The organism is Streptomyces longispororuber, from assembly GCF_024448165.1.
Lineage (GTDB): Bacteria > Actinomycetota > Actinomycetes > Streptomycetales > Streptomycetaceae > Streptomyces > Streptomyces longispororuber_A.
This window is the reverse complement of the sequence record NZ_JAMOLN010000004.1, coordinates 1-13930: the sequence shown is the minus strand read 5'-3', so window position 1 is coordinate 13930 and position 13930 is coordinate 1. Positions and strand designations below refer to the sequence as shown.

Below are 13930 nucleotides of genomic sequence, written 5' to 3'. Positions count from 1 at the left end.
CATGACCACCGCCACACCGGTGCGGGGCACCGAACGGGCCGTGCGCTGGGCCGAGTTGCAGGACAGCGCCCGGACCCTGGCCCGGCGTTTCGAGGAGCGCTCGCAGAGCGCGTACGGGGCCGGCGAGTTCGTCGGCGAGAACATCCGGGACCTGGTGGACGCCGGGCTCACCGCGATCAACGTCCCCGCGGACCTGGGGGGCTTCGAGGCGACGCTGGAGGAGAACACGCGGCTGCTGCGGATCATCGCGGGGGGCTGCGGGTCGACGGCGTTCACGCTGGCCATCCACGCGGTCCTGACCGGGTCGATGCGCAGCGATCTGAGCGTGGCCGTGCGCGAGCGGATGTTCGGCGCGGTGCGCGACGGGGCGTTCGTGGTGGGGCCGTTCACCGACGAGGGGTCGGGCGGCAACTGGGTGCGGCCGTCCACGACGGCCCGGCGGGTGCCGGACGGTTTCGTCCTGGACGGGCTGAAGCACTTCGCCACGGGGTTCGACGCGGCCACGCACCTGGTGGTGACCGCGGGGCTCGACGACGCGCACCTGGAGCCGCCGTTCAACCTGGCGGCGTTCTTCGTGGAGAAGCCCGCCGAGGGCATCGAGGTGGTCGCTCCGTGGAGCGGCTTCGCGCTGCCGATGACGGGTTCGCACTCGCTGAAGCTGGACGGCCTGCGGGTCGACGCCGACGATTCGGTGTTCCCCGACGGGCTGACCCCGCTGTTCGTGATGGCGCGTCAGCAGTGGGGGCACTACTGCTTCGCGGCGGTGTTCCTGGGGCTGGCCGAGCGGGCCTACGAACTGGCCGTGGAGCGGACCAGGGGGCGCGCCACGACGGCGGTGTCCGATCTGGCCCGGCTGCCCGGCATCCAGTTCGCGGTGGCGCGGATGCGGTCGTCGATCGCGACGATGGACGCCCTGCTCACCGAGTACGCGACCCGGCACGTGGACCCGGGCGACGACCTGCCGGCGTTCGTGGCCGACACCTGCATCCCGAAGTACCACATCACCAATGAGGCCGAGCACGTCGTGGCGACCGCGTTCGAGGTGATCGGCGGTTCCGGGATCCGGGACGGCTCGCGGATCGGGCAGATCTGGCGGGACGTCAAGGCGGGCCCGCTGCTGCCGTTCAGCAACGACATGTCCCGCGAGTTCATCGGCAAGGCGACCCTCGGCATCAGCCCGGTCGAGACCCCGAGGTGGGTGTGATGACGACGTCCGTACCGTCCACGCCGTCCGCGTCCGCGACCCGCGCCGGTGGTGCCCTCGACCCGGACCTGGTGCCGATCGACAACGCGTACTACGACGAGGTCGGCGACGACTGGTGGAACACCGAGGGTCCGCTGCGCGCGCTGCACGAGATGAATCCGGCGCGCACCGGGTACTTCGACCGCGTCCTCAGGGAGCGTCACCCGGGCCGGGCCGCCGACACGATCCGGGTGGTCGACCTGGGGTGCGGCGGCGGGCTCGTCGCGGAGGAGCTCGCCTCGCGCGGTTACCGGGTCACCGGCATCGACCTGTCGCCCGGCACCGTGGAGGCCGCCCGCAGGCACGCGGCGGCGTCCGGCGTCGAGGTGACGTACCAGGTCGGCTCCGCGTACGGCACCGGGCTGCCGGCGGGCTGCGCCGACGCGGTCGTCGCCTCCGACGTCCTGGAGCACTTCCACGACCTGCCGGCGGCGCTCGCCGAGATCGACCGGCTGCTGGTGCCGGGCGGCGTGCTGCTGTTCGACACGGTGAACCGGACGGTGCGCAGCTATCTGCTGCTCATCCTCGTCGCCGAGAAGCTCCTCGGGATCATCAAGCCCGGCACGCACAACTGGAAGATGTTCATCCGGCCCGCCGAGCTGCGGGTGCTGCTCGCCTCGGTCGGACTGCGGCTCGCCGACACCCGCGGGCTCGGCCCCGCCCGGTCGCTGCCGCTGCTGCTGCCCGGCCTGCTGCGCCACCGCCGCCTGGGCGAATTCACCCTCACCGGTGACGTCTCGGCCAGCTACATCGGCCACGCCGTCAAACGAAGCACCACGTGAAGGACAGGACAACCATGGTCTCCATACGCTCCGCCAGCGTCGCCGGCACCGAGGTGAAGGCCGAACCGGACGCCGTACGCGCGCTCCTGCTCGACGTCGTGGGCTGCGGCCTGCTGATGCCGGGCGTGGAAAGCCTCACGGCCGAGGACGGCGACGTCTACCACTACGTGCTGACCACCATCTCCAACGGTGCCGTCAGCCACACCCCCGACCACCGCACCCGCTTCGACACCGCCGACGAGGCCAGGATCAGCTGGGAGCCGGTCGGCGCGCACAACTTCCGTTCCTGGGGCGAGTTCCGCACCGGTCCCGGCAGCGAGCCCGGCACCACCTTCCTGGAGATCGACACGCGGTCCGAGGCCGACGTCGACATCGCCGCCGTGGTGCTGCCGCTGGTCGAGCCGTTCGCGCGGCAGCAGAGCGACCAGGTCACCGAGGGCTTCCTCACCGCCATCAAGGAGCGGGTCGAGTCGGGCGCCGGGGCTGCGTCATGACGACGGTGTCCGAGGCCCCGGCGGCCGCCCGCACCCGGACCCGCGGCGTGGCGAAGCTCCTCTCGCTGCGCACCGCGGCGCCCGAGACCGTCGTCCCGCAGCAGGACGCGTTCGAGACGTACTACCGGGACAGGTACCGGGACGTGGCGAAGGCCGAGGAGATCTTCCGCGGCTCCGGGGTGCGCACCCGGCACATGGCCTGGGACCCGCGCACCGCGTACGCGGACGGCTATCCGCCGATCAAGCCGCGGATGGCCGCCTGGGAGGAGAACGTCCTGGCGATGAGCCGCAGCACGGTGGGCGGCATCCTGGGCGCGGCGGGCGACGGGGGTGCGGACCGGCTCACCGACCGCATCGGCTCGTTCGTGATGGCCAGTTGCACCGGGTACGCGGGGCCGACCCCCGACATCCTGCTGGCCAAGGAGTTCGGGCTCCGGGGCGACCTGCGGCGCACCTTCATCGGGCACATGGGCTGCAACGCCGCGTTCAACGTCCTCAAGACGGCGTTCGACGCGCTGGCCGCCCGCCCCGACGAGCTGGTGCTGGCCGGCAGCGCCGAGGTCTGCTCCGTGCACCACCGCCCGGAGTTCACCGCTGAACAGGCCGTCGTGAACGCGCTGTTCGGCGACGCGGGCGCGATGACGCTGCTGGCGGCGGACGACGGCGGCGCCACGCCGGGGCCGGTGTTCCTCGGGACGCACACCGAGACCCACCCCGAGACCACGCACGCGATGAGCTGGCACATCGAGGACCAGGCGTTCCGGATGACGCTCTCCCCGTACGTGCCGTTCTACATCGGCGAGAGCATCGGCCCGTTCGTCGAGCGGCTGATCGCCCCGCACGGCCTGGACGTCGGCGACGTACGGCACTGGGGCATCCACCCCGGCGGCCCGAAGATCATCGACTTCGTGGGCGAGAAGCTCGATCTGACGCCCACTCAGCTCGCCCCGTCCCGGGCGGTCCTCGCCGACCACGGCAACTGCTCCTCCGCCACGATCCTGCTGATCCTGGACCGGATCCTGCGCGAGGAACGGCCCGCCCCCGGCGAGTACGGCGTGCTCATGGCCTTCGGGCCCGGACTGACCATGGAATCGGCGCTCGTCCGCTTCTGACCCCGCCCCGACCCGACACACTCGAACCGAGGGACTTCCCGCCATGACGATCACGACGACGAGCGCGCTCGAACCCCGCTGGACCACCCCCGACCTCCATGCCGCCATCAAGGACCACTACGACGGGCTGATCGAGCTGTACGAGGACCTGTGGGGGGAGCACATCCACCACGGGTACTGGGCCGACGGCGAGCCCGACCGCGGGCGGCACGCCGCCCAGGTGCGCCTGGTCGAGGAGCTCATCGCCTTCGGCCCGGTGCCGCCGATGGCCAAGGTCCTCGACGCCGGCTGCGGCATCGGCGCCTCCGCGGTGCACCTCGCGAGCCGGCTCGGCTGCACCGTCGACGGCATCACCATCAGCGCCGAGCAGATCGGCCGCGCCGAGGCGAAGGCCGGCGAGGCCAGCGTCACCGACCAGACCACCTTCCGGCTGCTCGACGCGATGCACACCGACTACCCCGACGACACCTTCGACGTCGTGTGGGCGCTGGAGAGCTGCGAGTTGATGCCGGACAAGAAGGCGTTCCTCGCCGAGTGCACCCGGGTCCTCAAGCCGGGCGGCACCCTCCTGGTCGCCACCTGGTGCGCCCGCGACGAGAGCCTGGACGCCGACGAGACCCGGCTGCTGCACCGCATCTACCGCGACTTCGTGGTCTCCCACGTCCTCCCGCTGGAGCGCTACGCGGAGCTCGCGGGCGAACTGGGCCTGGCCGACGTCCGCACGGCCGACTGGTCGGAGCAGGTGTGGGACACCTGGAAGCTGTCCACGGACATCGTCAAGCCCGTGGTCCGCGACCCCTCGGTGATCTGGAAGCTGGTCCGCGCCAAGGGCATGGACATCTTCCGGTTCCTCAACTCGGTGCCGCTGATGAAGCAGGCGTACGAGCGCGGGGTCATGCACTACGGCGTGCTGCGCGCGACCAAGCCGGCCGGGAGCTGACCGACATGACGACCTCCGCCCCCGCCGCGACGACCGTCGAGTCGCTCGTCGCCGACCTGCTGACCCAGCCGTGGCTGATCGACCTGTTCGGCGAACTCACCGAGCGCCAGAAGGCGTCGACCGCGGCGACCGAGCAACTGCGCGCCAAGGACGCCGCCACCCACGTCTTCTGGCCCTTCCACTCCCCGCAGTTCCCGCTGATGGTGACCGAGGCGCACGGCAGCCGCATCCTCGACGCCGACGGGAACACCTACACCGACTGTCACCTCGGCTTCGGCGCGCAGGCGCTGCACGGGCACAGCCCGCAGCCGGTGGTGGACTTCGTCCGCGACCACCTCACGACCACCACCGGCAACGGCTACTGCACCCCGGTCGAGGCCCAACTCGTCGATCTGCTGGGCGAGTTCGTACCGCACTGCGAGAAGTTCGCGTTCCTCAACTCGGGCACCGACGCGACCGCGGCCGCCATCCGGCTGGCCCGGGCGCACACCGGCCGCCGGATGGTGGCCAAGTTCGAGGGCGCGCTGCACGGCGTGCACGACCTCGGCATGCACAACACGGCCTTTTGGTACCACGGCCACCCGACCCAGCCCTTCCCCGGCAACGCGCCGGACGGCGGTATCGAGCGGCAGTCCGCCCTCACCGGGGTGCCGGTCGCCGAGCCGCGCGACCTGCTGGTGCTGCCCAACGACCCGGTGCGGGCCGTGGAGCTGATCGAACGCCACAAGGACGAGCTGGCCTGCGTGCTGACCGAAGCGGCGTCCTCGTCGTTCCCGTTCGTGGAGCACACGGTCCCGCTCCTGAAGACGGTCTCCGAACGCTGCCGCGCGCTGCGCGTGCCGTTCGTCCTCGACGAGGTGCTCACCGGATTCCGCTACGGTCCCGGCGGCGCCGCCGCGTACTTCGGCATCGAGGCCGACCTGTACTGCTACGGCAAGGTCCTCAGCGGCCTCGGCATCCCGCTGTCCGCGGTCGGCGGCCGGGCCGCGCTCCTCGACCACACCCAGACGTCCGGGCTGCCGCTGACCGACATCGGCCGCAAGACCTGCGTGCAGACCACCCATGCCGGCAACCACCTGGCGCTGTGCGCCTCGTACGCGAGCCTGCGGCTGCTGCACGAGCAGCGCGACACGTACTACACCGAGACCCGGGCGAAGGTCGCCCGGGTGCAGGAGCGGCTCGCCGCGTTCCGCGCCGAGACGGACATTCCGCTGCGGCTCGTCGGGTTCGGCGACTTCATCGGCTCGTTCGGCTTCCTGGAGCACGACTCGTACGACGACTACCGGGCGTTCGCCGGGTCGGTGAACCCCATCGCGTTCTTCCTGCTGACCCTGATGCTGCGCAAGCGCGGCTTCTACACGCTCAGCCTGCCGATGCTGTTCACCGGCGGCGCGCACAGCACCGAGGACCTGGACGCGCTGGTGTCGGCGGTCACCGACTCCGCGCGCGAACTCGACCGGCACGGCTTCCCGTTCATCCTGCCCGGGACCGGTCGGGCATGAGCGCCGGGGCCGACGAGCGGGCCGACGCCGTCGTCGTCGGGGCGGGTCTGACCGGCCTGGTGGCGGCCGTGCGGCTGGCCTCCGCCGCCGGCCCCGGACGCCGGGTGCTGCTCCTCGAAGGAGGCGGCGAACCGGGCGGGCGGGCCCGCACCACCGAGCACCAGGGCTTCCACCTGGGGCTCGGCCCGCGCGCCCTGTACCGCACCACCCGGGACCGGCTGCGGGCCCTTGGCGTGCGCGTCCCGGGCCGGGCGCCCGACCTTGGCGGGGCCCTGGCCCTGCGGGACGGGGCGCTGCACCCGGGGTACGCGGCGGCCGGGCCGCTGCTGCGCACCGGTCTCCTCTCGCCCCGTGAACGGATCGCGGTGGCCCGGCTGCTGGGCCTGGCCCGCGGCCGCACCGACCTGGCCGGCACCGACGCCGCGCAGTGGCTGGGCGACCGGCTGCCCACCGAACGGGCTCGGCAGGCCGCCTTCGCGGTGCTGCGCATGAGCAGCTACACGGGCCGCCCCGACATGATCGGCGCGGACGCGCTGTCGCTGCACTTCGCCGAGGTGCGGCGCGGTGTGGAGTATGTCGACGGCGGCTGGCGCACCCTGACCGACGCGCTGCTCGCGCGGGCCAAGGAGCTGGGCGTCGAGCTGCGCACCGGGGCCCGGTGCGCGGTCGTGGAGGGCGGGGCGCGCCCACGGGTGGTGACCGCCGAAGGGCATCCGGTGCGCGCCCGGTCGGTGGTGCTCGCCGGTCTGTCGCAGCGCGCGGCGGGCCGGCTCCTCGGTCTGGCCGGGCCGGGCACGGGTGCTCCCGTCGCCCGGCCCCTGCACACCGCCTGCCTGGACGTGGCGCTGAGCCGGCTGCCCGACCCGCGCCGCACGCTCGTCTTCGGCGTCGACGAGCCGCTGTACCTGTCGGTCTTCTCGCGCACGGCCCGGCTGGCCCCCGAGGGGGGCGCCGTGCTGCACCTGGCGCGCTACGACGACGGCTCCGGGCTCGGCGCGACCGAGGTCCGCAAGCGGCTGTACGAACTCCTCGACCAAGCCCAGCCCGGCTGGCAGGACGCCCTGGTGCACGAGCGCTTCCTGCCGCGCATCACCACGATGACGGCCCTGCCCGAGGCGCGCACCGGCGGTCTGACGGGCCGTCCCGGCGTGCGGGTCCCCGGCCATCAGGGGGTCTTCGTGGCGGGCGACTGGGTCGGTCCCTCCGGTCTGCTCGCGGACGCCTGCGTACTCAGCGGGACCCGGGCGGCCGAGGCCGCGGCCGCCCGGCTGTGAGGCCCTCAGACCCGTCAGAAACTCACGTCCCTTCAGACCCAACGGAGTTGCCATGCGTCCGATCCGTATCGCCGCGCTCGGGGGCTCGTTGCGCTCGGGCTCGGTCTCCGCGGCCGCGCTGCGGGCGTGCGCGGCGCGGGCCCGCCGGGCGGGAGCCGAGGTCACCCTGGTGTGCGGCACCGAACTGGTGCTGCCGCCCTACGACCCGGACACCACGAACCCCTGCGCCGCCGAGCTGCGGCTGCTGTCGGCGCTGCGCGCCGCGGACGGGGTGCTGCTGGCCAGTCCGACGTACCACGGCGGCATGTCCGGGCTGCTGAAGAACGCCCTCGACCACACGGAGGGGCTGGCCGGTGACGTGCCCGGCTACCTGGACGGGCGCTCCGTGGGCTGCCTGAGCGTGGCGTGGAACGAGGTGGCCGGCGCGTCCGCGCTCGCCGCGCTGCGCACCTGCGCCCAGTCGTTGCGCGGCTGGGCCGTTCCGATGGGCGTCGTGGTGCCGGCCGGCACGGAGTTCGCCGCGTCCGGCGCCTGCGCCGACCCGCGCACCGCGCGCCGCCTGGACATCCTCACGGACCAGGTGCTGGAGTTCGCCGCGATGCGCCGGGGCGGCGCGTCAGCCGAGGCTGTCCAGGTCCCGCAGCTGTCGGTCTAGGGCCCGCTCGACCGGGCTCAGCGGAATGTCCGGCCTGACCCTCTCCAGCGGATACGAGAGCGTGGACCGGGGGTGCTCGTCGGGCAGGTAGAGCCACATCTGCCCATAGGCGACCAGGCAGTTGTACGCCTCGCCCAGGACGCGGGCGATGACACCCAGGGGCCGGAACATCGGGGCTCCTCTCGGCAGCCGCACACGACGGTGCGGCGCGGAGCCCCGATGGTCGGGGGCGGCGCTAAACGGCCACTAGGGCCGGTCATCGGCCGCATGTGAAAACGTCACCCCCCACAAGTGAAGGCAGCACTGTCCGCGTCCGGCCGGAAATCGCAGAATTCTGGCCGTGAGACAGCGGCCCCCGCACGGAGAGTCTCCGTCCGCACCTCGCAACGTCCAGACATTCACTGCCCGGCACATTCAAGGGAGAGGTTTCCCCATGGTCAACGCAGTATCGTCCGGCTCTCACCACCTCGACGACACCACCCAGGCCCGCGGGGCCGGCCGGTCACTGGTGATCGAGGACCTGGACGGCGCGGGACAGTGTGACGTCGCGCTGTTCAGCATCTGCATCGTCTCCGTCCCGGCGAACGACGCCACCGGACAGTTCGCGGCATGACCGGTGCCGGGGAGCACAGAACCGGGACGGTGCGCCCGGACGTCACTGCGCTGGTGGGCTTCAAGCGTCATCTCAGCCCGGTCGTGGTTCCCGGCGAAGCCGCCTATCTGGTCTCGCGGCGCGGTGTCACCGCGCTGCGCGGCCCGCAGGCGGAGGTCCTCGTGCCCCTGCTCGACGGTACGCACACCGTCGACTCGGTGCTGCGCGAGGCGTCCCTCGCGATGCCCGCCGAAGAGGCGGGGCAGTCGCTGGACGCACTGACCCGGTCGGGGTTGCTGGGCTTCCGCCCGGCGGCCCCGGCCGGCACCCGGGACGAGCAGGCCGACCCGATGGCCGAGGCGTACTGGGACCTGGCGGGCCTCGACGGCCACCAAGCCTCGGCCGAACTGGCGGGCGCCGCCCTCGGGTTGGAGGCGCTGCCCGGCATCGAGGCGGAGCCGGTGCGCGCCGCGTGCCTCGAGTCGGGGCTCTCGGTCGCCGTCGGCGCCGCCCCCACCACGTCGACGGGACTCTCCCTCGTCCTGTGCGACGACTACCTCTCCCCCGAACTCGCCGACGTCGACGCGCGGCACCGCGCCGACGGGACGCCGTGGCTGCTGGCCAAGGTGTGCGGCACCGACCCGTGGGTGGGGCCGATCTTCCGTCCGGGGCAGGGCCCGTGCTGGTCCTGTCTGGCCGACCGGCTGCGCGGACACCGGCGTTCGGAGTGGCCGGTGCAGCGCGCGCTGGGGCTGGCGGGGCCGCCGACGCGGCCCGCCGCCTCGCTGGCCGCGGGCCGCGCCATCGCCGTGCACCTCACCGTCCTGGAAGCCGCCAAGTGGCTCGCGGGGATGCGGTATCCGGCGCAGGGCCTGGTGCACACGCTGGACACCATGCTGCTGCGGGCGTCCGCCCATCCCGTGCACCGGCGCCCCCAGTGCCCGGTCTGCGGCGACCCCGACCTGGTGGCGCGGACGGTGGGCGCGCCGTTCGTCCCGTCGAGCCGGCCGAAGACCATGCGCCACGGCAACGGTCACCGGGCCGAGGAACCGGCCCGGACGCTGGAGCGCTACAGCCACCTCGTGGGCCCCGTCACCGGGATCGTGAAGGAGATCCGGCGGGCCCCGCGCACCCCCGACTTCGTCGACAGCTATCTGTCCGGCCACAACCTCGCCTTCAGCCCGCACAACCTGGCCGGTCTGCGCGCGGGCCTGCGGGCCCTGAGCGGAGGCAAGGGGCTCGACCCGACCGAGGCGCAGGTCAGCGCCCTGGGCGAGGCAGCGGAACGGTACAGCGGTACGCGCCAGGGCGACGAGCCCGTCGTCCGGGACAGCTACCGCGCGCTCGGCGCTGACGCCGTGCACCCCAACGCCTGCCAGCTCTTCGGGGAGCGGCAGCTGCGCGACCGCGACGCGTGGAACGCGCGGGGCTCGCACTTCCAGTACGTGCCGCGGCCGTTCGACGAGACGCGGCCCACCGACTGGACCCCGGTGTGGTCGATGACGGCCGGGCGGCACCGGCTGCTGCCCACGTCGATGCTCTACTTCTCCAGCGGTGCCCCGGCCGAGGACGGGCTGACCTGCGACTCCAACGGGAACGCGGCGGGCAGCAGCCCCGAGGACGCGCTCCTGCAAGGGTTCCTGGAGCTGGTGGAGCGGGACGCCGTGGCCCTGTGGTGGTACAACCGCACCCGCCAGCCCGCCGTGGACCTCGACGCGTTCGGCGCGCCCGAGGTGGACCGGGTCCGCGAGGGGTGCGCGCGGATGGGGCGCGAGGTGTGGGCCCTGGACCTCACCTCCGACTTCGGCATCCCCGTCGTGGCGGCGCTCAGCCGGCGCACCGACGCCCCCACGCAGGACGTGGTCTTCGGCTTCGGCGCCCACTTCGATCCCCGGGTCGCCCTGCGCCGGGCACTGACCGAGATGGGCCAGATGCTGCCGGCGGTGCTGCCGCGCCGGCCCGGCGGCCCCGGCTACGGGATCGACGACCCCGACGCCGTCCACTGGTGGCGCACCGCGACGCTCGCCAACCAGCCGTACCTGACCCCCGATACGCTCAACCACCCCAAAGTTCCCGGGAGTTGGGCCTACTCACCATGTGCCGATCTCCTGGACGACATCACCGCGGTGCACGATCTGGTGCGCGCCCGGGGCCTCGAACTGCTGGCCCTCGACCAGACCCGGCCGGATCTGGAACTGCCCGTGCTCAAGGTGATCGTGCCCGGCCTGCGGCACTTCTGGGCGCGGCTGGCACCGGGGCGGCTCTTCGACGTACCGGTCGAGCTCGGCAGGCTGGCCCGTCCGACGGAGTACGCCGACCTGAACCCCGTCCCGCTGTTCGTGTAGAAGTGCCCCCGGCAGTAAGAGACTTCGCGCCCCTGCCCCAAGAGCAACCCGGCCACTCGGTCAACATTCTGTCAACACAAGTCACCCACAGTCTTCACGCCAGTCCCATATGATCCGAGACGAACTCTCTCCGGTCGGAGCAGGAGTCCATGAAGGCTGGTATACGCGGGGGGACGGGGCATGGGTCATGGGACTGCGTGAGCGTCTGGCGGACGCGTCGATAGGCACTCCCGCGACAGGAACCCGGTCCGGCCTCGCCCTGCCCGGGCCGCGGCTGGCCCGGGTCATCCTGCGCGTGGCCCTGCTGTGCTACACGTCCATCACGGCACTGAACGTGTTCAGCACGAACCTGAGCCCCACCGGCCGGGCCGGTGCCGTCGCGGGACTCGTCGTGGTCTTCCTCATCCAGCTGCGGCACTCCTCCTTATGGGCCGCACGCAGGCCGCCGCTGGACAAGGCGCTCACCCTGGGCGCCCAACTCCTGCTCACCTACCTGCCGTTGTTCGTGTACCACGCACAATGGGGAGCGCTGGGCGGGTTCTTCGCCGGTTCGCTGCTGCTCCTGCTGCCGTCCCGGGCCGGCTGGACGCTGTTCGCCGCCACCGGCCTGAGCATGTTCCTGCCGCCGCTCCTGGCCGGCCAGGGGATCGTCGACTCGATCTACCTGTGCCAGTCCACGCTGCTGACCGGCCTGGTGGTCTACGCGCTGTCGCGGCTCAGCGAGGTGATCCAGGAACTGGCCGACGCCCACGGTGAGTTGGCCCGGCTCGCAGTGGTGCGGGAGCGGCTCAGGTTCGCCCGGGACCTGCACGACCTCCTCGGTTTCAGCCTGTCGGCGATCACGCTGAAGAGCGAGCTCGTGCACCGGCTGATCCCGGCCCACCCCGAGCGGGCCACGCAGGAGGTGACCGACATCCTGTCCATCTCCCGCCAGTCGCTCGCCGACGTGCGGCGGGTCGCGAGCGGCTTCCGCGACATGTCGCTCGACCAGGAGGTCACCTCGGCGGAGTCGGTGCTGCACGCCGCCGACGTGGAGGTGCGGCTGCGCGTGGTGGCGGAGCCGGCCGACCGCCAGGTGGAGAACGTCCTCGCCGCGGTGCTCCGGGAGGCCGTGACGAACGTCCTGCGGCACAGCAAGGCGACCCGGTGCGCGATAGAACTCACCGCCGAGCGCGACGAGATGACCCTCACGGTGGTCAACGACGGCGTTCCTGACGAGCCGACGGCGCCGTCCCCGCACGGCGGCAGCGGCCTGGAGAACCTCGCCCTGCGAGTGTGCGAGATCGGCGGAACGCTCAGCTCCTGTGTCCTGGCGGACGGCTCCTTCGAGGTACGGGCCGTGGCCCCGCGACAACCCGCCGCGTGAGCACGCCCGGCGCGCCGGTGTTGGAACCCTGAACTTTCCATACTCGTACTGGCGTTCTGTTGGTAGAGTCCCCGCCGTTCGGGGCCCACGGAAAGCGGGCCGGGGGGACGAAACGGGGCGGCACGTTGATTCGTGTACTGCTGGCCGAGGACATGCACATGGTGCGTGGCGCACTCGTGGCCTTGCTGAATCTGGAGCACGACATCGAGATCGTGTGTGAGGTGGAGAACGGGGACGACATCGTCCCCGAGGCACTACGGCACCGCCCCGACGTGGCGGTCATCGACATCGACCTGCCCGGCACCGACGGACTGACGGCCTCCGCGAACCTGCGGGAGGAACTGCCGCAGTGCCACGTCCTCATCCTGACCAGCATGGGCCGTCCCGGCACCCTGCTGCGGGCGATGGCCGCCAAGGTGGACGGCTACCTCCTCAAGGACGCCCCGCCGGCCGAACTGGCCTCCGCGGTACGGCGGGTGGGCGCGGGCATGCGCGTGGTCGATCCGCAGCTGGCGGTGGCGGCCTGGGGCGGGCAGACGAACCCGCTGACGGAGCGGGAGACCGAGGTCCTGCGGCTCGCCTCGAAGGGGGCCGAGCCCTCGGAGATCGCCGACAAGCTCCACCTGTCCACCGGCACGGTCCGCAACTACCTGACGAACATCACCACCAAGCTCAACGCCCGCAACCGCCTGGACGCCGTCCTGATCGCACAGGAGTCCGGCTGGCTGCTGTGAGGACGCCACTGCTGTGAAGACGCCGATGCCGGGTCAGCAGTCCTCCGTCATCCCCGCGGCGATCAGATAGCTGAGCACGGCCTCGGTCACCTCCGGCGGCAGCGGCAGGATCGCCGCGGCCCGGGACGGGGTGACCGGCCAGGCCAGCAGACCGACGACCCAGACGGCCTCCGGCCTGTGCAGCTGCACCCAGTGCGCCGACCCCGCGGACCGCAGGGCGAGACCCGCCGACTCCAGGGTCATCGACACATCGCTCATCAGCCGGATCAGCCGCTGCGCGGACACTCCGACGGGCGTGAACCCGGCGCCCTGCCGGGTCGTGATGACGGACAGCAGCGGCCCCTTCAGGTCCTCCAGGCTCAGGGTGCGCACGATCAGGTGGGACAGCCGGCGCAGCATCGGCCACAGCACCAGGTACGCGCCCCGGCCCCCACCCGTCCCGTCGGCCGGCAGCTGGCGCGTGCTGATGTTGGCCAGCAGGACGGGACCGAGCTGCATCCTCCGGAGCGCCTCGCGCACCACGGGTGTGGGCGCGCTGATCCGCTCGGTTCCGAACCGGCTGCGCAGTACCAACTCGTCGTCCGTGTCGCCCTGTTCGACGGTCACGTCCTCGTGCAACGACCAGAGATGGAGCGCGCGGCCCTCGACGACCCGCGACATGTCATCCCCTTTCGTCGGGCCCGATTCTCACCGAGTCGCCGTGCCCCCGACAGACAGGTCGTCATTCGTCCCCCATGAACTTCTCATGTCCGTGCGGTGCGGCGTCGTCCCTCGTCGGCGGCCCGGCTTTGGCCGGTCGCAAGGGGTGCTTCCTACGGTTCCGCCATGACCGTGCAGACAGCAGACAGCCCGCCGGTGCGGCAGCCGCACCGGTCCGGCCAGGTGAGGCGT

The 13930-nt window shown here is 72.3% G+C and carries 14 protein-coding genes; 12 read left to right on the top strand and 2 right to left on the bottom strand.

The window, feature by feature from the left end; genetic code table 11:
* Position 1: 1 nt before the first annotated feature.
* Genes M4J07_RS02060 through M4J07_RS02025 form a run of 8 tightly spaced genes read left to right on the top strand, consistent with a single transcriptional unit; the run spans position 2 to position 8002 of the window.
* Entirely contained in the window at positions 2–1204 is a 1203-nt protein-coding gene (locus tag M4J07_RS02060) for an acyl-CoA dehydrogenase family protein (protein WP_255966474.1), read from the top strand.
* Positions 1204–2025, top strand: a complete 822-nt coding sequence (gene ubiG, locus M4J07_RS02055) for a bifunctional 2-polyprenyl-6-hydroxyphenol methylase/3-demethylubiquinol 3-O-methyltransferase UbiG (RefSeq protein ID WP_255966472.1) — start codon at positions 1204–1206, stop codon at positions 2023–2025. Before M4J07_RS02060 ends, ubiG begins: the two co-directional genes overlap by 1 nt.
* Before the next feature lie 14 nt (positions 2026–2039).
* Positions 2040–2519: a hypothetical protein gene (locus tag M4J07_RS02050; RefSeq protein WP_255966470.1), complete on the top strand. Its 480-nt coding sequence runs from the start codon at positions 2040–2042 to the stop codon at positions 2517–2519.
* Positions 2516–3631, top strand: a complete 1116-nt coding sequence (locus M4J07_RS02045) for a type III polyketide synthase (RefSeq protein WP_255966468.1) — start codon at positions 2516–2518, stop codon at positions 3629–3631. Before M4J07_RS02050 ends, M4J07_RS02045 begins: the two co-directional genes overlap by 4 nt.
* A 43-nt stretch (positions 3632–3674) precedes the next feature.
* The gene (locus tag M4J07_RS02040; RefSeq protein ID WP_255966466.1) at positions 3675–4571 is read left to right on the top strand and encodes a methyltransferase domain-containing protein; all 897 of its coding nucleotides are present in this window, start codon (positions 3675–3677) and stop codon (positions 4569–4571) included.
* A 5-nt stretch (positions 4572–4576) separates the two neighbouring features.
* Positions 4577–6073: an aminotransferase class III-fold pyridoxal phosphate-dependent enzyme gene (locus M4J07_RS02035; protein WP_255966464.1), complete on the top strand. Its 1497-nt coding sequence runs from the start codon at positions 4577–4579 to the stop codon at positions 6071–6073.
* Positions 6070–7347 carry a phytoene desaturase family protein gene (locus tag M4J07_RS02030; RefSeq protein ID WP_255966463.1) on the top strand — a complete coding sequence of 426 codons (1278 nt, stop codon included), beginning with the start codon at positions 6070–6072 and terminating at the stop codon, positions 7345–7347. The genes M4J07_RS02035 and M4J07_RS02030 overlap by 4 nt, the downstream gene beginning before the upstream one ends.
* Positions 7348–7399: 52 nt before the next feature.
* Positions 7400–8002 carry an NADPH-dependent FMN reductase gene (locus tag M4J07_RS02025; protein WP_255966461.1) on the top strand — a complete coding sequence of 201 codons (603 nt, stop codon included), beginning with the start codon at positions 7400–7402 and terminating at the stop codon, positions 8000–8002.
* Here M4J07_RS02025 and M4J07_RS02020 read toward each other — a convergent pair.
* The gene (locus M4J07_RS02020) at positions 7964–8173 is read right to left on the bottom strand and encodes a DUF6059 family protein (RefSeq protein ID WP_255966459.1); all 210 of its coding nucleotides are present in this window, start codon (positions 8171–8173) and stop codon (positions 7964–7966) included. The genes M4J07_RS02025 and M4J07_RS02020 overlap by 39 nt on opposite strands.
* Positions 8174–8435: 262 nt before the next feature.
* Here M4J07_RS02020 and M4J07_RS02015 point away from each other — a divergent pair, with 262 nt between their 5' ends.
* The 4 genes from M4J07_RS02015 (at position 8436) to M4J07_RS02000 (ending at position 13039) form a co-directional block, all read left to right on the top strand.
* Positions 8436–8615, top strand: a complete 180-nt coding sequence (locus M4J07_RS02015; RefSeq protein WP_255966457.1) for a hypothetical protein — start codon at positions 8436–8438, stop codon at positions 8613–8615.
* Positions 8612–10939: a TOMM precursor leader peptide-binding protein gene (locus M4J07_RS02010; RefSeq protein WP_255966455.1), complete on the top strand. Its 2328-nt coding sequence runs from the start codon at positions 8612–8614 to the stop codon at positions 10937–10939. Before M4J07_RS02015 ends, M4J07_RS02010 begins: the two co-directional genes overlap by 4 nt.
* 187 nt (positions 10940–11126) lie before the next feature.
* Positions 11127–12305, top strand: a complete 1179-nt coding sequence (locus M4J07_RS02005; RefSeq protein WP_255966453.1) for a sensor histidine kinase — start codon at positions 11127–11129, stop codon at positions 12303–12305.
* Positions 12306–12430: 125 nt separating this feature from the next.
* The gene (locus M4J07_RS02000; protein WP_255966450.1) at positions 12431–13039 is read left to right on the top strand and encodes a response regulator transcription factor; all 609 of its coding nucleotides are present in this window, start codon (positions 12431–12433) and stop codon (positions 13037–13039) included.
* A 33-nt stretch (positions 13040–13072) separates the two neighbouring features.
* Here the strand turns inward: M4J07_RS02000 and M4J07_RS01995 are convergent, their stop codons facing one another.
* Positions 13073–13699 (bottom strand): NADH oxidase, encoded by a 627-nt coding sequence (locus M4J07_RS01995; RefSeq protein ID WP_255966448.1) that lies wholly within the window; start codon positions 13697–13699, stop codon positions 13073–13075.
* Positions 13700–13930: the final 231 nt, after the last annotated feature.